This is a genomic window from Hymenobacter sedentarius (assembly GCF_001507645.1).
In the GTDB taxonomy this organism is placed as follows: Bacteria; Bacteroidota; Bacteroidia; order Cytophagales; family Hymenobacteraceae; genus Hymenobacter; species Hymenobacter sedentarius.
On sequence record NZ_CP013909.1, the window covers coordinates 3,416,249 to 3,440,425 of the forward strand.

The 24,177-nt window shown below is 62.0% G+C and carries 19 protein-coding genes and 1 riboswitch; of the genes, 7 read left to right on the forward strand and 12 right to left on the reverse strand.

Annotated features, from left to right (window positions below; all coding sequences use genetic code 11):
• Nucleotides 1-119: 119 nt before the first annotated feature.
• Nucleotides 120-884, forward strand: coding sequence for a monofunctional biosynthetic peptidoglycan transglycosylase (gene mtgA / locus AUC43_RS14065; protein ID WP_068194850.1), 765 nt, complete (start codon nucleotides 120-122; stop codon nucleotides 882-884).
• Nucleotides 885-934: 50 nt separating this feature from the next.
• The gene (locus AUC43_RS14070) at nucleotides 935-1,372 is read left to right on the forward strand and encodes a YybH family protein (RefSeq protein ID WP_233254013.1); all 438 of its coding nucleotides are present in this window, start codon (nucleotides 935-937) and stop codon (nucleotides 1,370-1,372) included.
• 104 nt (nucleotides 1,373-1,476) lie between these two features.
• Here AUC43_RS14070 and AUC43_RS14075 read toward each other — a convergent pair whose 3' ends face one another.
• Nucleotides 1,477-2,604, reverse strand: coding sequence for an App1 family protein (locus AUC43_RS14075; protein WP_068194856.1), 1,128 nt, complete (start codon nucleotides 2,602-2,604; stop codon nucleotides 1,477-1,479).
• A 104-nt stretch (nucleotides 2,605-2,708) separates the two neighbouring features.
• Between AUC43_RS14075 and AUC43_RS14080 the strand changes: the two genes are divergently transcribed.
• On the forward strand, nucleotides 2,709-3,818 hold the full coding sequence (locus AUC43_RS14080) for a DNA topoisomerase IB (protein WP_068194859.1): 1,110 nt from the start codon (nucleotides 2,709-2,711) through the stop codon (nucleotides 3,816-3,818).
• Between the two features lie 10 nt (nucleotides 3,819-3,828).
• On the opposite strand, the gene AUC43_RS14085 is transcribed toward AUC43_RS14080, so the two are convergent.
• Entirely contained in the window at nucleotides 3,829-5,391 is a 1,563-nt protein-coding gene (locus tag AUC43_RS14085; RefSeq protein WP_157781088.1) for a hypothetical protein, read from the reverse strand.
• An 80-nt stretch (nucleotides 5,392-5,471) separates the two neighbouring features.
• Nucleotides 5,472-7,085 carry a hypothetical protein gene (locus AUC43_RS14090; protein WP_068194865.1) on the reverse strand — a complete coding sequence of 538 codons (1,614 nt, stop codon included), beginning with the start codon at nucleotides 7,083-7,085 and terminating at the stop codon, nucleotides 5,472-5,474.
• Between the two features lie 170 nt (nucleotides 7,086-7,255).
• Here AUC43_RS14090 and AUC43_RS14095 point away from each other — a divergent pair, with 170 nt between their 5' ends.
• Complete coding sequence (locus AUC43_RS14095) at nucleotides 7,256-8,866, forward strand: hypothetical protein (RefSeq protein ID WP_157781089.1); 1,611 nt, start codon at nucleotides 7,256-7,258, stop codon at nucleotides 8,864-8,866.
• On the opposite strand, the gene AUC43_RS14100 is transcribed toward AUC43_RS14095, so the two are convergent.
• Together AUC43_RS14100 and AUC43_RS14105 are read right to left on the reverse strand one after the other, a co-directional pair.
• The gene (locus AUC43_RS14100) at nucleotides 8,863-9,576 is read right to left on the reverse strand and encodes a DUF3291 domain-containing protein (protein WP_071885922.1); all 714 of its coding nucleotides are present in this window, start codon (nucleotides 9,574-9,576) and stop codon (nucleotides 8,863-8,865) included. The two genes, AUC43_RS14095 and AUC43_RS14100, sit on opposite strands and share 4 nt — an antisense overlap.
• A 94-nt stretch (nucleotides 9,577-9,670) precedes the next feature.
• A complete protein-coding gene (locus AUC43_RS14105) occupies nucleotides 9,671-10,180 on the reverse strand; it encodes a pyridoxamine 5'-phosphate oxidase family protein (RefSeq protein WP_068194871.1) in 510 nt (169 codons plus the stop codon).
• 115 nt (nucleotides 10,181-10,295) lie between these two features.
• On the opposite strand from AUC43_RS14105, the gene AUC43_RS14110 reads away from it, so the two are divergent.
• The gene (locus AUC43_RS14110) at nucleotides 10,296-10,892 is read left to right on the forward strand and encodes an acyl carrier protein phosphodiesterase (RefSeq protein ID WP_068194874.1); all 597 of its coding nucleotides are present in this window, start codon (nucleotides 10,296-10,298) and stop codon (nucleotides 10,890-10,892) included.
• A 172-nt stretch (nucleotides 10,893-11,064) separates the two neighbouring features.
• On the opposite strand, the gene AUC43_RS14115 is transcribed toward AUC43_RS14110, so the two are convergent.
• The 4 genes from AUC43_RS14115 to AUC43_RS14130 form a co-directional block, all read right to left on the reverse strand.
• Complete coding sequence (locus AUC43_RS14115; protein ID WP_068194876.1) at nucleotides 11,065-13,722, reverse strand: M14 family zinc carboxypeptidase; 2,658 nt, start codon at nucleotides 13,720-13,722, stop codon at nucleotides 11,065-11,067.
• A 52-nt stretch (nucleotides 13,723-13,774) separates the two neighbouring features.
• Entirely contained in the window at nucleotides 13,775-15,127 is a 1,353-nt protein-coding gene (locus AUC43_RS14120) for a RagB/SusD family nutrient uptake outer membrane protein (protein ID WP_068194879.1), read from the reverse strand.
• Between the two features lie 13 nt (nucleotides 15,128-15,140).
• Entirely contained in the window at nucleotides 15,141-18,170 is a 3,030-nt protein-coding gene (locus AUC43_RS14125) for a SusC/RagA family TonB-linked outer membrane protein (protein ID WP_068194883.1), read from the reverse strand.
• 497 nt (nucleotides 18,171-18,667) lie between these two features.
• A riboswitch (SAM riboswitch) is annotated at nucleotides 18,668-18,764 on the reverse strand.
• A gap of 477 nt (nucleotides 18,765-19,241) precedes the next feature.
• On the reverse strand, nucleotides 19,242-19,757 hold the full coding sequence (locus AUC43_RS14130; protein ID WP_068194888.1) for an FKBP-type peptidyl-prolyl cis-trans isomerase: 516 nt from the start codon (nucleotides 19,755-19,757) through the stop codon (nucleotides 19,242-19,244).
• Nucleotides 19,758-20,041: 284 nt separating this feature from the next.
• On the opposite strand from AUC43_RS14130, the gene AUC43_RS21585 reads away from it, so the two are divergent.
• Together AUC43_RS21585 and AUC43_RS21590 are read left to right on the forward strand one after the other, a co-directional pair.
• Nucleotides 20,042-20,611 carry a porin gene (locus AUC43_RS21585; protein ID WP_233254014.1) on the forward strand — a complete coding sequence of 190 codons (570 nt, stop codon included), beginning with the start codon at nucleotides 20,042-20,044 and terminating at the stop codon, nucleotides 20,609-20,611.
• A gap of 27 nt (nucleotides 20,612-20,638) precedes the next feature.
• A complete protein-coding gene (locus AUC43_RS21590; protein WP_233254015.1) occupies nucleotides 20,639-21,250 on the forward strand; it encodes a porin in 612 nt (203 codons plus the stop codon).
• Between the two features lie 105 nt (nucleotides 21,251-21,355).
• Here the strand turns inward: AUC43_RS21590 and AUC43_RS14140 are convergent, their stop codons facing one another.
• The 3 genes from AUC43_RS14140 to AUC43_RS14150 form a co-directional block, all read right to left on the reverse strand.
• Nucleotides 21,356-23,344, reverse strand: a complete 1,989-nt coding sequence (locus tag AUC43_RS14140; protein ID WP_068194891.1) for an AAA domain-containing protein — start codon at nucleotides 23,342-23,344, stop codon at nucleotides 21,356-21,358.
• 83 nt (nucleotides 23,345-23,427) lie between these two features.
• Nucleotides 23,428-23,721: a DUF7710 domain-containing protein gene (locus tag AUC43_RS14145; RefSeq protein ID WP_068194894.1), complete on the reverse strand. Its 294-nt coding sequence runs from the start codon at nucleotides 23,719-23,721 to the stop codon at nucleotides 23,428-23,430.
• 93 nt (nucleotides 23,722-23,814) lie between these two features.
• Nucleotides 23,815-24,174: an Imm51 family immunity protein gene (locus tag AUC43_RS14150; protein WP_157781090.1), complete on the reverse strand. Its 360-nt coding sequence runs from the start codon at nucleotides 24,172-24,174 to the stop codon at nucleotides 23,815-23,817.
• Between the last annotated feature and the right edge of the window lie 3 nt (nucleotides 24,175-24,177).

Below are 24,177 nucleotides of genomic sequence, written 5' to 3' on the forward strand. Positions count from 1 at the left end.
CTCAACAAGTTGAGGCCACTGTTAGGTTTGGTGCTGCCGGCCGGGGCCAGCTTCCGGAGTAGGAAGCGAAAGGTAGGCGCGAAAGCCAAAACCCCATCTGCCACGCTACTTTTGCCCCAATGGCCACCACTGCACTTATTCCTAACACCTCGGTTTTAATTAAAAAAGGCATTCGGCTGCTGCTGCAAGTGGTCGCGGCGCTGTTTCTGGCTTCGGTGGCCTGGGTGCTGATTTATCGGTGGGTGGCCCCGCCGGCCACCTGGCTCATGCTCGACCGGCGGGCCCACGCGCCGGTGGGCCTGGGCTACTATGGCATTCAGCAGGAGCCCCGGCTCATTCGCTACCAGTTCCGGAACCTGGACGAAGTGGCGCCCGCCGTGCCCCTGGCGCTGGTGGCCGCCGAAGACCAACGCTTTCTCATTCATCACGGCTTCGATTTCGATGCCCTGGCCAGCGCAGCTAAGCGCAACTGGAAAGGCGACGGCACCCACATTGTGGGCGGCAGCACCATTTCCCAGCAAGTGGCCAAAAACGTGTTTTTGTGGCACGGGCGCAGCTACGTGCGCAAAGCGGCCGAAGCCTATTTTACGGTGCTGATTGAGTTTATGTGGAACAAGCGCCGCATCATGGAAATGTACCTGAGCGTGGCCGAAATGGGGGACTGCACCTTTGGCGTAGAAGCTGCCAGCCAGCGCTACTTTGGCAAATCGGCAAGCCGGCTGAGCCCGGCCGAAGCGGCTTTGCTGGCCGGGGTGTTGCCCAATCCGCTGCGGTTCCGGGCTTCCAATCCGGGGCCGGCCGCGCGAGCCAAGCAGCTGCGGGTGCTGCGCAACATGCGCCGCCTGGGCGGCACTACCTACGTGAACACGCTCATCAACAAATAACCATGATTGGAAAGCTACCACTATGCAAAAGATTGGTGCTGGGCGCCCTTGTGCTTAGCTCAACGGGCTACTTGCAAGGCTGCCAGCCTGCGGCTTATGCGCACCGCAACACCACGGCCGAGGCAGCCGCCATCCGGAATGTGCTAACCACGCAAACTGCCGCCTGGAATAAGGGCGACATTCCCGGCTTCATGCAAGGCTATTGGAAGTCGGATTCGCTGGTGTTTCTCGGCCGCCGGGGCCCCACGTACGGCTGGCAGCAAACGCTGGATAACTACCGCAAAAACTACCCCGATGCCGCCGCAATGGGCCAATTGGATTTTAGCGGCTTGCGCATAACCCTGCTGGCACCCACCGCCGCCCAGGTAATTGGGCACTGGCACCTGGCCCGGCCCACCGTCGGCGACGTGGGTGGCTACTTCCTGCTGGTGCTGCGCAAAATAGACGGCCAGTGGGTGGTGGCAGCTGACCACACGAACAGCCAGTAAGAGAATTGAAGAGAGACTTGTAGAGGGACTCAGTGATTGAGCGACTGAGTGGCTGTATTGGAAACTGAATTTTCAAATTTCCATTAAGCCATTTCTTCACTCTTTTACTTTGTTACTACTTCAGTCACTTGATTTATCAAACCTAAGCTGGCAGCGTGTGCGGCGGCCGAGGCATAGTCGGCCACGAGCAGCATGGGTACGCCTTCGGTTTTGAGGGCTTCGGCTACTGGCGTTACGAGCAGGGCGCGGGCGGGCACTTGCACGTCGCGGATGTAGATGGCCTTGATGCGGCCGGGGTGGCGGCGCACTACTTCGCGGTAAATGCGCGTGTCTTCCTGGCCACTGTCGCCGAGCAGCACGAAGGGCAAGTGGGGATAGGTGTTGAGCACGTCGTCGATTTCGTGCAGCTTGTGGGCAAAGTGAATGGCGGCCGAACCGGTGACACCGGGCGGGGGCGTGGTTTTGGGGCGGGCGATGCTCAAATCGCGCAGCAGGAGCGGGCCGGGTGGCATTTCGTGGATGCCCAGGAATTCATCCAGCACGTCGTAGAGGTTCCAGGGGCTGCTGCTGACGTAGAAAAAAGGGTTGTCGGGCTGGCCGGTGCGGCCGCGCTGCAGGCTGCGGTAAAAGTCCGCTACTCCCACAAAGGGCAGGCGGGAATGGGCGTTGCTGAGCAGGGTGCGCCCCAGCATTTTCAGCACGTTGGTGGCGCTGGTTTCGAATACTGTGTCGTCGAGGTCGCTGATGACGCCGAACTCGGCGCTGGGGGGCGGCACCAGCACTTTGGCCGATGCCTGCACCGCGGGCAGCGGCAGCCGAAAGTGCGGGGGCAGCCGCGAGACCCGCACGGGCACCGGGTACCAGAGGTAGGCCACGGGCTCGGGCAGGGCCTTGGGCTCGATGATGAGCGTGAAATAGCCCTCGTCGTCAGTGGTGACGAGGTGCTGGCTGCCGTCGGGCATTTCCGCTACCAGGTCGGCGCCGGGCACTTCGCGGCTGTTGAAGCGGCGCACCATGCTTTGGAAATTGCGCCAGCGCGAGTCCGTGGCGGTTTGGGCGGCGATGCCGCGGTCGGCCAGCAGGCGGCCCTTGATATAGAATTTGGTGGCCGTACCGTAGCTCCGGTAGGCGTCGAGCTGCAGCGGGCGCAGCCAGCCCCGCTGCGCCGTGAAGCGGGTGACAAGGTGGTCAGACCATTCGGTGAAGGAGGAAAGGGCATCGAGCAGCTTCATGGGGCAAACCTACGGCCGGGGGCGAGAATGCCTCAAAATGGCCACCGATAGGCCGGCTGCGTAGAATGGCCATTCCCGATTAAGCGGGACCCTCTCCTCCGTCCATGCCGACTGCCGCCGCTCCTCGCTCTAAAACCCGTAAAAAGGTGCTTGTGCCCCAAGATGAGGCGCATATCGTGTATAAAGACCCGGCCCGCCAGGCCCAGATGGCGGGCTTGCGCTATGCCACCGACCAGGCCGCGGGCATCAGCCGGAAAGCCACGCGGGCCGGCAACTTTACGTACCACGATGCCCAGGGCCACAAAATAACCGACCCTAAAACCCTGGAGCGCATTGCCAGCTTCGTGATTCCGCCGGCCTGGACGGACGTGTGGATTGCGGCCTCGCCCACCGCCCACCTGCAGGTGACCGGCCGCGACAGCCTGGGGCGGAAGCAGTACCGCTACCACCCGGCCTGGGACGAAATGCGCAGCCTTACCAAGTTTTCGCGTCTGCGCACCTTCGGCGAACAACTGGCCCCGCTCCGCGAGCAGCTCAACAAAGACCTGCGCCGCCCCACGCTGGACCGCGAAAAAGTAGTGGCCCTGGTGCTCACACTAATGGACCAATCGTTCATCCGCGTGGGCAACAAGGAGTACGCCAAGAAGAACAACAGCTACGGCCTGACCACCCTGCGCGACAAGCACGTGGCGATAGAAGGCGCCGATGTCAACTTCAGCTTCGTGGGCAAAAAGGGCGTGCCGCACGACGTGACCGTGCACGATGTCCGGCTAGCCCGGCTGGTGCGCAAGTGCAAGGAGATTCCCGGGCAGCACTTGTTCCAGTATTACTCGGCCGATGGCCAGCGGCACGCCCTGGAATCGGGTGATGTGAACGAGTACCTGCACCGGCACACGGGCCTGGCGCTGTCGGCCAAGGATTTCCGGACCTGGGGCGGCACCGTGAAAATGGTGGAGTGCCTGGAAGGCGTACTGCGCGAAGAGCCCGAGTTAGCCCCCGAAAACGTGATTAAGCGAGCTGTGAAGGAAGTGGCCACGGGCCTGGGCAATACCCCCACGGTCTGCTCCAAATACTACATTCACCCGCAGGTAGTGGAGCTGTTCAAGTCGGGCCAACTCATCGAATACCTGCGCCAGCACGACGCCGAAGCGGCGCCCGGGGATTTGCTTTCGCCCATGGAGCGGCTGGTACTGAAGATGCTGGAGCAGGCGTAGGGCCGGGCCGTTATTCTTCGGGGAGCTTATCGTAAGCGCGCTTGGCGGGGGCACCGCCTTCGTGGAACTGTATGCCTGGGCTGGAGTGGCCCGTTAGTTTGTCGGTGCCCGGGCCTCCGAAGATGCGGATGCGCGGCTGCCGCGAGGTTTTAGCGCCGTGCTGTTCGATAATGAAAGCGTCGTCTCCGCCCAGGCCTTCTAGTTGAATGAGCTTTGTTTCGGCAGGAAAAAACGCGCGTTGGTAAATGCGGCTGGGGCTGCTAGCCGCAGTGGGTTGGGCTGAAAACACGGCGACCACGGTGGAGTCTTGGTAGCGGTGTACTTCAAACCGCTCGGCCAGCGCCGTGCCACCCACCACGGGCCGCCGCGCCAGCTGCAGGTAGAAGGCCTTGGCTAAGGCGGGCAGCTCGGTGCGGCGGGCCTGCAGGGCGGCAATGGTGGCCGGGCCTTCGAGGGCAAAAGCCGCGGGCGGCAGCCGGTGCACGGCCCGCGCGATGAGCGAGTCGGGCAGTTGCCGCTGCATGGCTTGGGCTGCGGCAGTAAATTGAGCTAAAGCAAGCTGGTTCAGGCCCCGCGTATCCAGGTAATGGCCGGACGACAGCAGGTTAGCGGCCTTGGGGTAGCGCGGCCCAAAGCTGGTCCAGTGCCGCTGGGCCAGGTGCCCCACCAGCCAGCCCAACAGGCCGTCGTCGAGCCGGTAAAAGACCATGTCGCGGTCTTTGGGCAAGGGCGAAAGCTGGCGTACTCCCGATGCCGAAGGGGAGCTCACGGCCCAGTTCCACTGGCCGGGGTGGCGGTCCCAGTCGCCGAGCCAGCCGTCGAGCAAGCGGGCCTGCAGCAGCGCCGTCTGGTTGAGCTGCCGGGCGGGGCTCTTGAAGGCGGCTTCGAAAGCTTCGGTGCTGCTCCATACCGTACGTGGGCCACGGGCGACTGGCCCCGATTCGACCGCAAACTTCTCTTCCAGGAAAGCCAGCTGGCCCCGGAACAGGCGCAAGGAATCCGACCGAAAAGCGGGGTCGTCGGGCCGCACGTAGTAGAGGCGGGGCGTGGCCCGCGGCACGCCCACGGCCTGGGCCAGGGGCGGCACCACGAGGGCCGCGTAAGGGTTGGTGGCCGAGACGTTGTCGCGCAGGGCATTGACCAGGAAAGTGCCGCGCAGCACTTTCGGCGTGGCCCGAATGGGGTCTTTGTCGACGGTGCGCAGCACCAGGGCCTCGCCGTCGTGCGGATTCAAAGTCAGGGAGGTGCTATTGAAGCCGCCGCCTACTTTGCCAGAAGTCAGGCCGCCCGGCCGGGCCAGCGGCAGCCGAAGCACCGGCACCGTAACCGCCGCCGCCCAAATGGGCCGGTGGTGCTGGCCCACCAGGGCCTTGTACAAGCGACTGTGCCGGGCATACTGGCGGCCGGCCGTGGCGCCGCGCACGCTGTCAGCGGAAGTAGGCAGGGGTTGAGCCAGGGCCGAATCGGGGCGGGCGTCGGGTTGAAAAAAATGTTTGCGGACGCAGCTAGTCGCTACCAGGAGCCCGGCCCAGGAACCCAGTATCAGGAGCGAAGAAGGTAAGCGAGGCTGCATCAAAGGCATAGGAGGCCAATACGGTCGGGCATTCAACGGTGGTGGGCCAAAAAAGGCCATTTGGTGCGGTAGCGCGCTAGCTAGTTGTCGTTCAGGCGGTCGAAGGTCCGTCGCTTCTTTTTCGGCATCTGGTGCCGGCTGACGGCGGCCGCGGTCAAATCGGAGGCCTCATCGTACACTTTCAGGCGCCGGCCGTTGCCTTTCAAGTGCAACTGGTCGCGGCCCGGGCCGCCGTACAGAATTAATGGAATGGGCTTGCCGGTGCCCATGCTTGTTATCTCAAATACATCCTCGCCGCCCAATCCATCCAGGCTCAGTTCTCGGGTTTCGGCGGTGAAATAGGTGCGCTGAAAACGCAGCGAATCGCCGGGAGTGAGCTTGCCCAATATTGAGGAGAAAATGCGCACAGTGGTCGAGTCCCGGTAGCGGTGGACCACAAACCGTTCGGCCTGGGCCGTGCCGCCCAGCACCGGCTCGCGGGCCAGGCTCAGGTAAAAGGCTTCGGCGGCCTGGGGCAGGGTTTGGCGGCGGGTTTTGAGGGCGCTGATTATGCGCGGGCCTTCCAGGGCAAACACCGCGGGCGGCAGCCGGTGCATGGCGCGGTCAATGAGTGAATCGGGGAGGCGGCGCTGCAAATCGGCGGCCATGCGCAGGAATTCGGCGCGCGTCATTTGCGACAGCCCCCGCTGGTCGATGAAAGTGGCCTGCTTCACGAGCCCGGGAACGTACCCGTAGCTGGGCTTGAAGGTGTGAAACTGCGGAGCAATGAAACGCCGGCTGGCCAGCCACGGCATCAGGCCGTCATCAAACCGAAAGTAAACCTGGTCGCGGTCTTTGGGAATGGCCCGGTAGCGCACCCGGCCGCCATTTTCTGGGAACGCGGCCCAGGTCCACTGGCCCTCGTGCCGGTCCCAGTCGCCGAGCCAGACATCGAGCAGGCGCGCGCGCAAAAAAGCCGGCTGGTCGATGGCGCAGGCAGGCTGGGAGTACACCTGCTTGAGCATGTCTTCGCCGCCCAAAAACGCGGTGGCGCCGGCCAGGTCTGGGGTACGCGAGGCCAGCGCCTCATACTTTTCTTCGAGCAGCGCCACCTTGCCCTGAAACCGTGCCGACATGCTGCCCAGGCCGGTTTCGTCCTGCCGCACATACACCAGGCGCGGCTGGGTGTGGGGCACGCCCGCCGCTTGCGCTAAAGGCGGCACCGTGAGGGCGCCATACGGAATGGTAGCCGAGGTGGCATCGCGCACGGCATTGAGCACAAACGTGGTGCGTAGCACCTTGGGCAAGGTTTTGCTGGGCTCCTTGTCGAGGGCGCGCAGGGCGTATTCGCGCCCTTGGGCCCCGGCCAGCGTCATGCTGATGCTTTGGTAGCCGCCGCCGGGCTTATCGGCTTTTAGCCCACCGGGGGCGGCCGTGGCCAGGCGCAGCACCGGCACGGTAGCCGGGGCGGCCCACACGGCGCGGTAGTGCCGGCCCCAAATCAGGCAATAAAGCCCGGAGTGGCGGTTGTAGTGGCGGCCGGCTACCACCCGCACCGAATCGGCGGTTGCGGGCAGGGCTTCGGTACTGCCGGGCCCGATGCGGGCATCGGGCTGAAAAAAACGGCGGCTGGCGCAGCCGCTTACTGCCAGCCCCAGCGCCAGCATCACTAGGCGCCGCGGGAAGTTGGGCTCAGGAATAAAAAAGGAAAACATCCAGTAGTAAAGGGGAGGCACGAACGGGCCTTTAACGAAACCGTGCGACAAAGGTCGGGTTAATGCATACGCGAGTATAACCGTATTCCCTCCATCTGCGGTATACGGGGGCTTCCACCTTATCGGGCGGCGGCCAATGTGGCGCTTTAGCCTTGGAGAATTTGCTGTTTATGTCCAGGTTGCCTGCCCTCGCCGCTTTCTTTATTCGTGGCCGGTGGTGCGCGTTAGCGTTGGCCGCCGCCAGCTGCACGGGGCCAAATACGCCCGGGGCGCCGGCCCCGGAGTGGGCCTCCGACTCGGCCTCGGTGCGCGTAGCGGCCGGGCCCCAATATGCCCGGGGCGCGGCGTGGCGTTTTTTTTGGGGCACGCACTACCGCGATATCTGGGCCACGCCCGTGACGGCGCCCGTGCTGCGCCTGGCCACGGTGCTGCCCGGAGGGCTCACGCCCACCCGCGCGGGCGGCAGCTACCAGAGCCACACCCTGCGCCTGTGCACCGATAACGGCCGGGAATTCGTGCTGCGCTCCGTGGACAAAGACGCCAGCACTGCGCTGCCGGCCGGCTGGAAGCGCCGGGTGCTGGGCCGGCTCATGAAGGACCAGACCAGCGCCGGCCAGCCCTACGGCGCCTACGTAGCCGCCCAGCTGGCCGAAGCCGTGGGCGTGTACCACACCAATCCGCAGCTGATTTTCCTGCCCAACGACCGCCATCTGGGCAAGTTCCGCGATGGCTACGCCAATGCCCTGTATCTGCTCGAAGAACGGCCCGAAGGCAACCAGCACGCCCTGGCAACCTTCGGCTACTCTCCCGATGTGGTGAGTTCGCGGCACATGCTGGCCGCTATTCACCTGCAACCCACTGCCCAGGTGGAGGCCCGCGCTTACCTGCGCGCCCGGCTGCTGGACATGTGGCTCGGCGACTGGAGCCGGCGGGAAGACCAGTGGCGCTGGGCTAGCTTCCCGCAGCCAGGCCGCATCACGTACCGGCCAATACCGCGCGACCGGGACCAGGCTTTTTTTCTTTTCGATGACGGGCTGATTACGCGCCTCGTGTCGTGGTTTGTTCCCAAATACCACAGCTTTCACGCCACCATCCGGCCCAGCACCGTGGATGGCCTGACCACCACCGCCCGGGCCCTGGACCGCACCCTGCTCGGCACGCTAAACGCCGCAGATTTCCGCCAGCAGGCCGAAGCCATGCGCGCCCGCCTCACCGATGCCGTAATTGCCAATGCCCTGAAAGCCGGCCCCACCGAAACGCGCGACGCCATTGCCGCCAGGCTTGGCCCCTTGCTGCGGGCCCGGCGCGAGCAGCTTCCGGAGCTGGCGCAGCGGTATTATCAAATTCTGGCCGGGGAAGCTTGGGTGGTGGGCACCGACCAAGCAGAGCGTTTCGTGATTAGCGCTGCCGGCCCGGGCGCGCTGCGCGTGAGCATGTATGCGCGGCACCCCGCAAAGCCGGATAGCCTGATTTCTGAACGGGTGTATAACCGGAAAGAAACCTACCAGGTAAATGTGTATGGCCTGGCCGGTGATGACATTTTTGAGTTAGTTCCACCTTTAAAGTCGGGCCAGATAGTGAATATTTTCGACGGCGCGGGCCACGACCAATTGGTAAACCCCGCCCAAACCCTTTCCACCATCGAAAACATTACCTGGTATAGCAGCTCCGATGGCAATGCCAGCCGCAACAACACTGGCCTCATCATCAAGCCCAACCCAGACGCCCAGCTCACCTCCAACTCCCTGAACTGGCTGCGGCGCTACAACCTACACGACTAGCGCAGCGGGAAAAGCCCGGCCAGCGGGTCTTGCCCATCGAGGGTGCCGCTGCTGCCCAGCACCTGGAAGCGCGCAAACAGCTCTTCCGAATACCATTTTTCGCGGCGTGTGAGCTGCATTACTTCGCGGTGCCGGGCATCTTGGTAGGCAAACTGCCGCATGGCCTGGGCCGATTCCCATATGCTGAACGTGGCCTGCCGCACAATGGGCAGCTCGCCCAGGCCAATGGCCGCGCGCACGCCTACTGCCTGCGCCAGCGCCGCGCTGGTGGGCTCCACGTATTGCCAGAAGCGGGGCGTTTTCAGCCAGCTGATGCTAGCGCGGGTGAGCACGGCCATGGGCGCATTCTCGGCCGGGAGCGGGGCGGAGGCGTAGTCGAAGGGCGCTTGGCCATCCCATAGGCCCTGTGATTTTACGGGGGCTAGGTGCACGGTCCACATCTCGGCACTGCGGTCCTGGTACTGAGCCCAAAGGGGGTGCTGGGCGAAAAACGTTTCGGCCGCAGCCGCATCCTCCCACACGCCCATAAAGCCATAGCGCGCCAAATTGGGCCAGAACCCGAAGCCATTGTGGGCGCCGCTGCCCATCAGCTTAAAAAAACGAAGGCCGGGCACCCGCTGCAAGGGCCGGGGGGAAGTGCCCATCTGGGCGAGGCCCCAGCGGCGGTTGCCGGGTTTCAGCGTGAAAATGGTAAGGGAAGTATGCGGCATGCAAGGAGCAAGGCTGGAATTAGCCCGCGGGTTTCAATCAACAAAAGAAGGCCAGAATTGCTTCTGGCCTTCCTGGTATAAAATTCAGCTCTACCTATTTGGGTATCACCACCGACTGGCGGTCGGCGCTGGGCTGGTCGCGCTCGCCGGTCACCACGGCCTTCACGTAGGTGTAGGCGCGGAGCAGGGTAGAGTTGGGCGAATCCCAAAACTCGCCTTTGTCGATGGTCACTTTGAGCAGGGCAATGTTGGGGTCGTCGGAGCCGCTGGGGAACCAGCCGCGCAGGCCTTCGCTCCACAGCTCCTTGATTTTGGCGCGGTCGGTCACTACCTGGGCCGTGCCCGTGATGGCTACATACAGGTTGTCGCTGGGGCTGGCATAGCCCAGATTTACGTGGCGGTCTTTTTCCAGCTCGCCCACTTTCTGGGAGTCACGCTCGGTGAAAAACCAGAGTGTGCCGTTCTCCTCGGGCTGCGAGGTATACATGGGGCGCGAGTGCAGCTCGTGGCCGTTCTCGATGGTGGTCATCATGGCAATCTTGATGTCCTTGATTTTTTCGACGAGCTTTGATACGTCGTGGCTTACGGCAACTTGGTCGGCCATGGCAATAGGTATTTTGGAGAATGATGGAAGAAAGGAACAGCTTACTTAACGGCCGGCCTGGGCTAGTTGTTTTCGCCGCCGGCTTCCTACTTTCAAATTCGCCCTCGCATTAGCCATGAATTTTCTAGCCCACCTGCTTCTTTCCGGCAGCCCCGATACTGCTGCCTACGCCGAGGTGCTGCTGGGCAATTTCATTGCCGATTCGGTGCCGGGCAAGCAGCTCGAAAACTACCCCGCGGCCGTGCAAACCGGCATCCGCCTGCACCGGGCCATCGACACCTTCACCGACCAGCACCCCGTGGTGCGGCGCGCCACCCAGCGCCTGCGCGCGGCGGGCTACGGCAAGTACGCCGGCGTGATTTCCGATATGTTTCTGGACCACTTCCTGGCCCGAAACTTTATGTCGTTCTCGACGGAAGGCCTGGCCGATTTTGCCCAGCGGGTATACGGCTTGCTCACCGCCCGCCAAGCCCAGATGCCGCCTCGCGTTCAACATTTCCTGCCCTACATGACCGAGCACAACTGGCTGTTGGGTTATGCTGATTTGGCCAGTATTACCCGTGCCCTCAATGGCTTGAGCCGCCGCGCTTCGCCTGGTTCCGGCATGGAAACCGCCGTGGAGGAGCTGCAGGCCAACTACGCGGAATATGAGGCGGACTTTCAGGAGTTCTTCCCGCAGCTCCAGCAGCACGTGGCCGAAATGCTGGGTTGAGCTGAAAAAGAACGTCCTGCCGCGCGGAAAGCGTCAGGACGTTCTTAAAACAGTCAGCTTTTAGGGGGATTGGGATTAGAGAGGCTAATAGAAGCTCCTTCCACCATAAGGACCAGCCCAATACGCTAAACTGGCATTTGAATTCCACCTGGCTGGGCAGTTCGGCCCAGGGTTAGTGGGCCTCTTCTTCGGCGGAGATGGCCGCCGGTCCTTCGGGCAGGTTGAGCAGCGGGCCCAGCAGCAGGGCGTTGGCAAACAGGCGCGACGTGCCGTGCCAGTAGTGGCGGAAGTTGGGGTCGTCGGCGAAGAGCACCACGCGCCCAGCGCCGGCTTTGCTCACCACCACGGCTGCCGAGTTGCTGATTTGCCGCAGGTTGGCCTGGGAGACGTAGCCGCTTACCAGGGGCTTGGCTGTGTACTGGGCCACCGTGGCGTAGGGGTTGCGGCTGGGCCGCAGGAACGTGGTGCCGTTGCGGAACACGTACAGGCGCCTGCTCGTGAGCCCAAATCCGATGGGATTGGTAATGTCGATGTCGGCCAGGTAAATGGAGCCGGCAATGGCGCGGGTGCCTTCCTGTTCCTGCTGCACGAAATCGGCCCGGCGGCTTCCCGTAGCTTTTCCTTTGGCGGCAGCCGTTGTATCAGCCCAACCTGCGTTGGCCGGCACCAGCAGCTTCTCTTTCACAATGCCCTGCTTGATAACCCATTCTGAGGCGTTTTTCAGGGTAATCAGCGTGCCGCCGTCCTGTACCCAGCGGCGCAGCTTTTCCAAGGCAGCTTTATCAAGGCTGGTGTAGGTGCCGCCCACCAGCACGATGCTGGTGTAGCGGGCCAGCGGCGCACGGCCGAAGTTGCTCACCTCAATCCGGCTCAGGGGCAGGCCCAGCTGCTGGCTGGCCACAAACCAGGCCTCGCCCACTTCGGAGGCGTTGGTACCATTGCCTACTAGCAGGGCGGCCTGGGCTTCGGGCACCGTGCGCACATTGTTGGAGCCCAGGTCGATGCCCCCTACGCTAAAGCCGGTGGTCACGCTGGTAAAGGCTACTTGGTTCTGCCGGCTTATCCTGCTCACTACCTGGAAGACGGAGTCAGCGGGCTGCTTCTGGGCGGCCACGGGAATCACCAGCGTGCCGTAGCCGAAGTCAACGGGGTGGTCGGCGGGCCCTGCGCGGAAAGGCTTGAAGCTGACCTTGGCCACGAGGCCGGCGCGCTGCAGCGCCGTGAGGGCCCGCGGCGCGTTGTAGTCCGACCACGGCAGCAGGTAGGCGTAGCTGCTCTGGCCGCCGCGCACCTCGCCAGTTAGCTTTTTTGGCGCTTGTACCGCGGCGCCCTGCACCAGGTTGGCGTTTTTCTGCTTGGACACGGCCAGCCCGTAGGCGTGGGCCTGGCTCCAGCCCGTCACGTCGTAGAATACACTGTCGTGAAAGGTGGTGAGCTCCTCAAACAAGGAGTTGACAATGCGGTACTGGGGCTGGGCCGTGGGCACCACGTAGGCCTTGCCCTGCTCGAAGCTCTGCTTGTCGAGCGTCACGTTTTTGCCCAACTCGTGCACTTCAATCTTGTGCTGGAGCAGCACCGTCAGGAACTTGTTGGTTAGTGTCGCGTCCTGGGCATTGCCAAACACATAGGCTTTGGTCGTAAACTTCTTCGCCTCGCTCAAGGCCGAGGTGAAAAAGTCGCGCTGGTGGCGCAGGTAGAGCTCCTTTTCTTCCACGGCGCCGCGCACGGTAGCCAGGCCCGTGGCCACGTGGTTGCGGATGGTGAAGGGGAACGTGACCACGCCGTTGGTGCCTTCCTGGGCCAGGCCGCGGGAACTGCCCACTTCAAATGTGATGCCCACGCCGCCCTCAAAATCGGGGTACGTAGAGCCGTAGATGGGGGAAAGGTTGTCGAACTGCTCCTTGGTCCAATACAGCGAGCCCAGGTTGTCCAGCGCCTTGGCAAAGTACTTGGCCATATGCACGTTCAGTACCTCGTAGGTGGCCCGCGGAATGAGGTCGTTTTCGGTACTGTGTGGCTTGGATGGCTCGAAGTAGTAGGTGCCGTTGGTGCCCATTTCGTGAAAGTCTATCATCACGTTGGGGTACCACTCGTGGAAGAAGGCCATACGGGCCCGGCTTTCGGGCTGGGTCAGCGACAGCCAGTCGCGGTTCAGGTCGGTGTAGAAGTGGTTGGTGCGGCCGCCCGGCCAGGCCTCGGTGTGCTCGCGGTCGAGCGGGTCGGTGGGGTTGGGCCACGACTTGTTCTGGTCAAACCAATGCGAGGCGCGGTCCCGGCCATCAGGATTTTCCAGCGGGTCTACCGTGACGACGGACTGCTGCAGCCACTGCTGCGTTTCGGGGCTGGTGGAGGCCGTGAGGTAGTAGGCCAGCAGCAGCGCCGCTTCCGACGAACTGCTTTCGTTGCCGTGCACCCCGAAGTTGAGGCTCACCACCACCGGCAGCTTGCCGTAGTTGGGCGCCGGCAGCTTGGGGTCGTGCAAAGCGCGGCGGTCCTGCTGCAGTTGGGCTAGATTCTGCTGATTTTCGGGCGTGGTAATGGTGGCCACTACCTGCGGCCGCTCCTCAAACGTTGTGCCCAGCACCCGCAAACTCACCCGGTCAGACACGCGGTCCAGCTCGCGCAAATAGGCCACAATTTGGTCGGTGCGGGTGTAGTGCGAACCAATCGGGTAGCCCAGGAACTGCTCCGGCGTAGGCACTTTGGGGTCGAAGCTGCTCGCTTGAGCACCCGGGAAAAAGTAGCTGGTCTGCGCGACGGCCGGTACCGCCTGGGCTAAACCCACCAGAAGGGCTGCAGAAAAACAGGCGCGGCGAAAAGAGGTGTTCATAAAAGTGGGTTAAGCGCCTGCCGTTAGCCAGCAGGGAGTTAGTCGGCAAGAATTAGTAGCCTGGGTTTTGCTCGAGGTCTGGGTCGGCTACCAGGTCATTAAAGGGGATGGGGAACACCCAGCGGCGCTGGTCTGTGACGCCCAGCACCGTGCCGGCGCGGCCGGTGCGTACTAGGTCAAACCAGCGGTCGGCCTCAAAGGCAAATTCCACTTTTCGCTCGTTTTCAATGGCCAGCAGCAGCTGCTCGGCGGTAGTGGCGGAGGTAGGGCCCACACCGGCCCGAGTGCGCACCGTGTTCAGGTCGGCAATGGCCTCAGGCAGCTTGGCTTGGCGGGCGCGGGCTTCGGCCCGGATGAGGTACTGCTCGGCCAGCCGCAGCACGTAGCTTGGGTCGTCGCGCTGGGCCGAGCGGCTGTAGAGGTTGCCGTAGGTGACATTGGCGCCGGCGATGACCGTGCTGGCAAGTAGGGCGGAACGGCTGCCGCCCACCGCGGGGTCGTTGAGCTGGGCAATGGTGGCCGGCACGGGCTGGAAGTTAAACTGTCCACCCAGGGCGCTGGGGAACCAGTTGTTCCACATGCTGTTGGCGTCGGAGTTGCTGAACGTCAGCTCAAACACCGATTCCTGGCTCAGGAAAGGCGCCGTGGAAAATGCCCGGTAGGGCGTCACCAGGCGGTAGTTGGCGCTGCCGATTACCTGCGTAGCATAAGTTTCAGCCTCGGCGTATTGCTGGCGATATAGGTGCAGGCGGGCGCGCAGGGCGCGGGCAGCGGCTTTCACGGCGCGGTTGCGGGTGGCCGCGTCGGGCAGCAGGGTTTCGGCTTGCGTGAGGTCGGCCAGTACCTGGTCGTAGGTTTGGGCGCGGGTGCTGCGCTTCAGGGCCTTGCCGTTTTCCTTGCTGCGGGTAGGAGTGAGTACCAGCGGCACGCCGCCCCAGCCGCGGCCCAGGTCGAAGTATACCAGCGCCCGCAGGAAGTGGGCTTCGCCCAGCAGCTGGTTTTTCTCGGCCGCCGGCAGCATCGGGTCGTTGATGCCGGGCAGGGCTGCAATGAGGTTGTTGGCCCCGTTCACGGCCTGGTACATCTGCGTCCAGGCTTCGGTAATCAGCACGTTGTCGGCGCTGAGCTGGTTTTGGTCGATTTGCAGAAACTGGTTGAGCGTGCCGTTGAAGCGCACGTTCTCGCCGGGCAAGAAGCCCAGCACCGGCCAATTGAGCTGGTAGTAAGCTTGCACCCGGTCGTAGGTGCCGATGGCGGCGGCCCGGGCACTGCCGGCGTCGGTAATGGCTTTGTCGTCGGGCAGCTGCTGCACCGGCGTGGGCTCCAGCAGGTCGGAGCAGGCGCCGAGGCCGAGCGTGGCGGCCACTTGGGCCACCAGAAGTAGGCGAAAGAGGGACTGTTTCATCGGAAGTAAGGGCTTAGAGTCCGACCGTGACGCCCACCTGAAGGGTGCGCGGCTGGGGCACCGTGGCCCAGTCGAAGTTTTTGGTGTTGCTCACGCCGCTCTGCGAGTTTACTTCCGGGTCGAGGCCGGAATAAGGCGTGATGGTGAAGAGGTTGGCAGCCTGCACGTAGACGCGCAGAGAGTTCAGGTGCGCTTTGGCGATGGTGGCGGCCGGCACGGTATAGCCCAGCGTGAGGGTGCGCAGGCGCACGAAAGAGCCGTCTTCCAGGTACCGGTCACTCAGGTTTTGCACCACGCCGCCGTAGTTGTTGCTACTGGCGTTGGTGGTCAGGCGCGGGATGTTGGTCACGTCGCCGGGCCGCTGCCAGCGCTCCAGCTGCTCGCTCAGGTAGCCGATGTTGCTCTGGGTGCCGCCGTGCACGAGGAAGAAGCGGTTCATGTTCATGATTTTCGCGCCCTGCTCGAAATTCAGCGTAAAGCCAAAGTCCACGCCTTTATAGGTAACGGAATTGGTGACGCCGCCGAAGTAGTCGGGCCAGGCGTTACCCACCAGCTTGCGGTCGGCCACGGTAATCCGGCCGTCGCCGTTCACGTCCTCGTATTCGGCGTCGCCATTTTCTGGGTTCACGCGGGTCTGGTGGTACAGCCAGAAGGAGTAGAGCGGGGCGCCCTCTTCCAGCCGAAAAATGTCGCGCGAGCCCGTGGTGATGGGCGCGGCCAGCTTTTCAATCTTGTTCACGTTGCGGGCAATGTTAACGGTGGTGCTCCACTGCAGGACGCCCTTGGGCAGCCAGTTGGCCGTGGCCTGGGCTTCAAAGCCTTTGTTGCTCACGGCGCCGTAGTTCTCTACCAGCGACGAGAAGCCCGTTTTACGCGGCACCGGCACGTTCAGCAGCAGGCCCGAGGTGTACTTGTCGTAGTAATTGAGCTCAAGCACCAGCCGGTTTTGCAGCACGGCAGCGTCCAGGCCCGCGTTCCATTGCCGGGTCGATTCCCAGCTCAGGTTGGGGTTTGCCAGCTGCAGCGGGGCCGTGCCCGGCAGGTCGAGATAGTTGGCGCCACCCTGCACCAGGCCCAGCGCCGCAAAGTCGCTGATGCCGGCCTGGTTGCCGGTTTTGCCCAAGCTGGCCCGCAGCTTCAGCTCCTGGAAAATGCCAAGGTCTTGAATGAAGCTCTCGTCGCCCAGTCGCCAGCCCAGGCCCACGGCCGGGAAATAGCCCCAGCGGTTTTCGCTGCCGAAACGCGAGGATGCATCGGCCCGCACGCTCACGTCGGCCGTGTAGCGCTCCTTGAAGCTGTAGGTGGCCTTGCCGAAAAACGACACCAGCCCGGCCTGTGAGCGCGACGAACTGCCCGTCTGGGTAGCCGCCGACGCAATGGTGGTCAGGTCATTGCCCGGAAACTGCTGGCCCGCCAGGCTGGTGCGCTGGAAGGTATTGCGCTGTAGCGTGTTGCCCACCAAGGCTTGCACCGAATGGTTCTCGCCGAAGTTGACGCTGTAGTTTAGGGTTTGCTCGTTGAGCAGGGTGATGTCGCGCGAGAGAAACGACGAGGCCGTGCCGCGCGGCTGCCCGGCTAGTATCAACGTGTTGTTGAAATTGTTCTCGTACATGTCGTTGAAGTCGATGCTCCAACTGCTGCGAAACGTCAGGTTTTTGCCAAACTGGTAGGTGCCGTACACGTTCGAGATGACGCGCGAGCCCACCGCGTCGTTGTTCAGGTTCCTGATGAGGGCCAGGGCATTATCAAACGAGCCGTACTTGGCATAGGAGCCGTCGGGGTTGTACACCGGCAGGTTGGCGCGGGTGAACAGGGCCGAGTTGATGACACCCACCGGGTTGTTGTCGTTGCTGCTTACGTTGCGGTGCGTGCGGCTCAGGGCCGTGCTCGTGCCAATGCGCAGCTTGTCGGTCACCGAGTTATCGAGGTTGACGCGCAGCGAAAACCGGTCAAACGCGCTGGGCTTTGCCACCGACTCCTGCGTGAAGTAGCCCGCCCCGATATAAAACTGGGTTTTGGCCGAGCCCCCGGCTGCCGACAGCTCGTAGCTGTGCGTCTGGGCGGTGCGAAACACGTCGCTGAGCCGGTCGTAGGTGGGCTGCTCTTCGGGCATGCCGCGCCCGCCGGCCGACACCGCGCGGTAGGGCACAAGCCCCGGGTTGCCGCCGTCGTTGATAAACCGCTCATTTTCCAGCGTTGCCAAATCCGGCCCGCTAGCCAGTTGGTACTGTTTCGGCGCTTTGGAGAGGGCGTGGTAGTTGTTTAAGGTGATGCGGGTTTTGTCGCCGGCTTTGCCCCGTTTGGTGGTGATGAGCACCACGCCGTTGGCGCCGCGCGAGCCGTAGATGGCCGTCGCGTTGGCGTCCTTCAGGATTTCCATGCTCTCGATGTCCTGCGGGTTCAGGTCAGCCAGCGGGTTGCTCGACACCTGGTTGCCCAGGCCCGTCGCAATCAGGTTGGTGTTGTTGATGAACACCCCGTCGACCACGTATAGCGGGTCGTTGCTGGCGTTCACCGAGTTGCTGCCCCGGATGCGGATGAAGACGCCGCCACCCGGCACGCCCGAGTTGGCCGATACCTGCACGCCGGGCGCTTTGCCCTGCAGCAACTGGTCGGGGCTGGCCGCCGGAATGTTCTTCAACTCTTCCCCTTTCACCGAGCTTATGGCGCTGGTTAGGGTCTTGCGGTTTTGCTCGCTGTAGCCCGTCACCACCACCTCCGAGAGCTCCTGCAAATCGGCGGCGAGGTCTACGGTAAGTGCGCCACCCGTGGCTTGCAGTTCCTTCCGGGCATACCCGACGAAGCTGAATACCAGTTCGCTACCCGCGGGTACTGATAGGGAAAATTTGCCATTGACGTCGGTGGTGGTGCCAATGGTGCTGCCTTTGGCCATTACGGTCACGCCCGGCAAGGGGGTATGGCTGGCGGCATCGGTCACGGTGCCGCTCACGAGCGGGGCAGGGTCCGATTGGGCATAACTAGTGACGGAGGCACCTCCCCACAGCAGCAGGAAGAGCGTCCGCCGGAGCGTACGGGTATACATAAAAGATTGATGTTGAGGTTGAGGGCCCGGCGTCGGCCGCTACCAAGCGGTGGGAGGGAAAGGCCCGTATCGAGGGGAGGGCTGGGCCGATGCGCCGCAGTCGCCGGGGCCCCTCCGGTGCACCAGGAGGAGGGTTGCGGTTGCGGCGTTCCGCGGTTGAGCTGGGCCACCGTTTGTGCACAACGGCGCCCGGCCCCAAAGCCGCAGTATTGCCCAGAAACAGAAAATTGGCCAGCGCCCCCCGCTCACGGGAGGACGCCAATAGGCTGGCAAGAAGCCGCCGCCCGGGCACGAAAGCCCCTGCAGCACCCGGCTATGGCTTAGCCGCGGGAGCCCTTACGGCCGGCAGGAAAATGAAACAGCTGAATCAGCTCAACAACCCCGGCCGGCCTACCGCATACAGGCGGCAGCACTCAACATACAACAACACCGATGCTGTACAGCAAACGAGGTGGTCGAAACAGCGGGGAGGGGACGCAAAAAGTCCATGGCTTTTGTTTTTATATGGTCAGGACTTGGCACCGTTTCAAGGGGTTAACCTCGTTGGTTGCCGGCGTTTCGTCGAGCCTGTCTCTCCACGCCTCTGTATAAAAACAATTCTTTGTTCTGAAGGAATTGTAAGGGCAAATGAAAGCACCCGGCTTTTGAAATGCTAATGCAAAAGCCAAAATTCTTTTTGCAAAGCGTAATTGGCTCAGGATTGCTTCGCGGTAATAAGAGCATGAAAACAGGCCTTCTTGCCACCCCTGAGCCAATAAATACCTCGTTACGGCGGAGTCGCGTCGCGAAATATTTTCCCAAGAAAAAAACGTAAAAAGCTTCTCGTTGTGCAGCTCAGTTACGCTGAAGATTGGCTCTGGAACCCAACACTTATTGAGCTTCTGGTTCGGGCAGCCGCGTCTTTCCGCCGGGCAGAAGGGCCAAGTTCTGGTGGTGAAACGCTCTACCTAAGCCAGTCCACCTTGCCTAATCAGAACGAATACGGAAGCTTATATATGGAAAATAAAAACGCCCTATGGTTAAGCACTGACTCAACCATAGGACGTCTTAAGAATTGAGCTAATCTAAGCCCTAGTGATGGTGGCCGCCTTCGCCGTGCACGTGGCCGTGGGCCAGCTCCTCGGCGGTGGCATCGCGCACGTCCTGCACCTTGCCGGCAAAGTGCATCACCATGCCCGCGAGCGGGTGGTTGAAGTCCATTTGCACGCCCGAATCGCCGATGCTGACCACTTTGGCCTGCATGTGGTTGCCTTCGTTGTCGGCCATGGGCAGAAAATTGCCGATTTGCAGCATCTCGTCGTCGAGCTTGCCGTCAATCATGAAGACATCCTTGGGGATTTCCACCAGCGCCTGCTCGTCGTAGTCGCCGTAGGCCTGGTCGGGGGTTAGGCTAAACTGGAAGGAGTCGCCGGGGTTTTTGCCGTTGAGCTGGGATTCAAATTCCTCGGGCAGGCCGCTGTGGCCAAAGAGAAAGACCATGGGCGCATCGGCTTCGGCTGATTCAACCAACACTTTTTCCTGGTTTTCGTCGGTCACGCTGAGGTCGTAGGTGATGGTGACGACTTTGTTGTCGCTGATTGCAGCCATAAAGTAGGTGCGGCCGGCAGAGCCGGTCTTGGGAATGGGAGGTAAGATAAATTTCAGGCAAGGTAAGTACGTAAATTCAGGGGCAAGGGCCAACCGCGGGGCTGCTTTTCCCGTGACTATAGGCCATTAAGGGTAACACTCTCTCATACAAAGGGTTTTGATGAAAGCGAAGGGAATCCGAGACCGGTGGCGGTATACATTTGCAAAGGGTTAACGTTGGCGTAACACAGGGCACATCTGGAAGACACATGAAACGCGTCACTTTGTGCCAGCATTACGATTTCATGAAGAGAATATTAACCGCGCTCCTGCTTCTGGCTGCTGGACACGTGCACAGCCAAGTACCCGATTCAACCGCTCCGGCTCCTCCGGTCGCCAAAAAGTGGTTTGAAACCTTCGCCATTCGGGGCTATGTGCAGGCGCGCTACAACCGCCTGCTCGAAACCAATCCGGACCTGAACTGCGAGCAGTGTGACCGGTCGTGGGGACGAAACGGCGGGATTTCGCTGCGGCGGGTGCGCATTGTTTTCTTCGGGCAGCTGCACGAACGGGTATATTTCTACATACAGCCCGACTTTGCCAGTGCACCCAGCGGCAGCACGTCGCTGCAATTCGGGCAACTCCGCGACGCCTACTTCGACTTGGGCCTGGACAAAGCCAGCCAGTTTCGCATCCGGCTGGGGCAAAGCAAAGTCCCGTTTGGCTTCGAAAACATGCAGTCGAGCCAAAACCGCCTGCCCCTCGACCGCGCCGACGCCCTCAACAGCGCCCTATCCAACGAACGGGACCTGGGCGCCTTCTTCTATTGGGCCCCCACGGCCGTGCGCCAGCGCTTGGCCATGCTGGTAAAATAAGGCCTGAAGGGCTCTGGCGACTACGGCGTGGTGGGCTTCGGCGTCTTCAACGGCCAAACCGCTAACCGGCCCGAACTCAACAACCAGCAACACGTGGTGGCCCGCGTGACGTATCCGGTGGCCTTGGGCAAGCACATCATCGAGCCGGGCCTGCAGGCCTATTCGGGCAACTACGTGATGCCGTCTGACCTGCTGTCGGCCGGCGTCAAGACCAGTGCCGACCGGAGCTACCGCGACCAGCGCGTGGCGGCCACGGTGGTGCTGTACCCGCAGCCGTTTGGCGTGCAGGCCGAGTACAACATCGGTCGGGGCCCCGAGTTCAACCCCCACACCAACACCATTGAGACCAAGTCCCTGACCGGCGGCTACGTGCTGCTCAACTACCGGCTGCGCTACGGTCACCAGCAGCTCTACCCTTTTTTGAGGGCACAGTACTACGACGGCGGCAAAAAGCACGAGCGCGACGCCCGCAGCTACACCGTGCGCGAGGCCGAACTTGGGCTGGAATGGCAGCCCATGAGCAGCTTCGAACTGGTGACCATGTACACGCTGTCGTCCCGCCGGTATGAGGATTTTCAGAAGCCCGACAACAAGCAACGCGGCGGCCTCTTGCGGCTGCAAGCCCAAATTAACTTTTAGCCCAACTCGGGCCGGCACAAACCAAAAGAGCCTGCGATAAGCAGGCTCTTTTGGTTTAGAAATATCAGCAGTTTCTAGCGAATCCGACTCTCGCCGGCAGCGCGGTTAATCCTGCAATTCCCAAGCTGTGCGGTAGCCGCCAATGCGCTCCACATATTCCAGCAGGCTCTTGAAAAACGGGTTCGAGCTCAGCGTCGACGAGTCGCCCACGAGCAGCAGTTTGCGGCGGGCGCGGGTCATGCCCACGTTCATGCGGCGGATGTCGGAGAGGAAGCCGATTTCGCCGTGGTTGTTGCTGCGGGTAAGGCTGATGGCGATGATGTCGCGCTCCTGGCCCTGGAACGAATCCACGGTGCCCACGCTCAGCATGCGGTGGGCCATGAGGCCGTTGAGCTCGTCGTTTTCCTCGATGGCGTCCTTCAAATAGTTGATTTGGGCGCGATAGGGGGCAATGACGCCGATGGTGAGTAAGTCTTCCTCGTGGTCGGCCTGGTCGTAGGGCTCCAGCAGTTGGGCCAGGCGCTTGAGCAGCAGGTCGGCTTCCTCGGGGTTGGCGGTGGAGCGGCTTTCGGGGATGGTGATTTCCTGGAAGCCAAAGCCGGCCGTGTCGAGAAACTCCACGGGCAGATCGGGAGCGAAGCGTAGGTCGTAGTCGGGCAGGTCGGCGTGGCGCACGGTGGCGTGGGCTTCCAGTTGGCCTTCGTAGAACTGCTCGGAGCTGAACTCCATGATTTGCTCGTGCATGCGGTACTGCACCGTAAGCATGCGGGCCGTTTCGGGCTGGCGCTTGATGCACTTCTCAAACAGCGTTTCGCGCAGGCCGTCGCGGGCCGCTTTTTCGCTTTTCACGGTGGGCGGCAGCTGGTGGTGGTCGCCGGCGAGCACCACGCGCTTGGCCTTGGCAATCGGAATCCAGCAGCCCGGCTCCAGGGCCTGGGCCGCCTCGTCGATGAACACCGTTTCGTAGGTCAGGTGGCGGATGTTGCGGTTGCTGGCGCCCACCAGTGTGCACGTTATCACCTGCACCTGCTCGAGCAAATCTTCGGTAATGTAGCGCTCCAGGTCGTCGGCTTGCTGGAATAACATACGCGCTTCTTCCTTAAGATGCTTGCGCTGCTGCTGCTCTTCGTAGCCGAAGTTGCGCACGTACTTGCCGGCCATTTCGCGGTACTGGTCGGCCGTTTGGCGCATCGAGCGCATCTCGTTGTAGCTCTTGTGGGCCATCACCTGGGCATCCAGGGTGTGCTCCAGCAAGAGGTCTGACACCCGGCTGGGGTTGCCCATGCGGATGACGTTGACGCCGCGCTCGGCCAGCTTTTCGGTGAGCAAGTCCACGGCCGTGTTGCTGGGCGCGCACACCAGCACGCGCCGCTCGCGCCGGATGGTCTCCAGAATCACCTGCACCAGCGTGGTGGTCTTGCCCGTGCCGGGAGGGCCGTGGATAATGGCCACGTCCTGGGCTGCCATCACGTGGCGCACGGCGGCCAGCTGCGAGTCGTTGAGCGGACTGGGGTAGAACAAATCGGAAGCTTTTTCCTCGCGGAAACGGGCTTCCTTGGCGCCTAGCAGCACGTCGCGCAGCTCGGCCAGGCGGTCGCCGTAGGCACCCATTACCTTGCCTAGGGCATAGTCCATCTCACGGTAGCTGACTTCGTCAAACGTGAGGTCGATGCCCAATTTGCCGCCGTCGAGCACCCAGTCGGGCAGGTCTTCTTTGGTGGTGGCCAGCAGCAGCTTGTTGCGCCGCACGCTGGTAATCACGCCGCTCAGCGTGGGCCGGTCGGTGGCCGAGCGGCCGGGCACGTTACCAAACAGCGAGGCATTTTTGCCCACCTGAAACAAGTGTAGGCCCTGCTGGCCGGCGGGGCGCTCGAGTTCCAGCAACACTTTGCCGCCAAAGCCGATGTCCTCCTTCGTAACGGTAACTGGGTACCAGGTCAGGCCGCGCTGTTGGCGCTCGGCAATACTGGCCTTGGCGTTTTTAATCTTGAATTGCTCCAGGTCTTCCTTTTGCTCCAGCTGCATGAGGGCCTGGGTGTGGCGCAGCTCTTTTTCGAGGGCGTAAGGGTCGGTGGGGATGAATACTTCTGACAAAAGAATACGGATTGATTTCGTTGACTAGCTAACAACGAAAACGGGAAATGAGTGGCCGAAAACCGGAAAAACTGAAGTGAAAATCAGCCCAATTCGCTGTCTTCGCCGCTGCTTGGTTTTCCGGATTCGTAATGATAATGCTCCTGCTTTGCAGCCGTAAAGCGTTGAATAAAGCCGGGCTCGAACTGTTCCGGCTTGTGGGGTTCGAAGCGCTTTTCCTCAATGGCCCAGTCGTAAACACTGATACCGACCGGGTATTTGGTGAGAGTGCCCGACAGCCGATAGTTGGCAATGAATTCTTCGGCCTCCTCCCGGAAAGTGAAAATGCCACTGGTCATCCGGCCGCCCGTGCCATGAAATACCCAAACCTCTTTCATTCAGTGGGCCTTAACAAGATTTAGAAAAGTTGAGCCACCGCCCAATGGCCATGCGTGAATAACACTCGCCGCGAAACAGCGGCTGCATGTAGTTTACGCAAAAAAGTCGTCCGGGTCGGCTTGGCTCAGGTACTTCTGTAAGAGGGGCAGCGTGCCAAAAAACGGCAGCACGCACGCCAAAAACCGCTCGGCCACGGCCTGATTGGGAGCATAGGCCACGAATGTGTGGCCGCCTTCTTCAAACTCAAGCTCCTCGAGCAGCTCGGGTTGATGCTCTTCAATAATGGTTTCGATGTGCTCCACCCAGGACTCGGCCGTGCCGCCAAAGCCGTAGTTTTGAAATAGCACATAATACTCTTCGAGCCCGCCCACATCGGCAAAAATGGCCAACCGGCGCTCGGGCAAAGTAGGGGACGGTAGCGGGGCTACCTGGAACGGAAAAGGGGAGGCCATGCG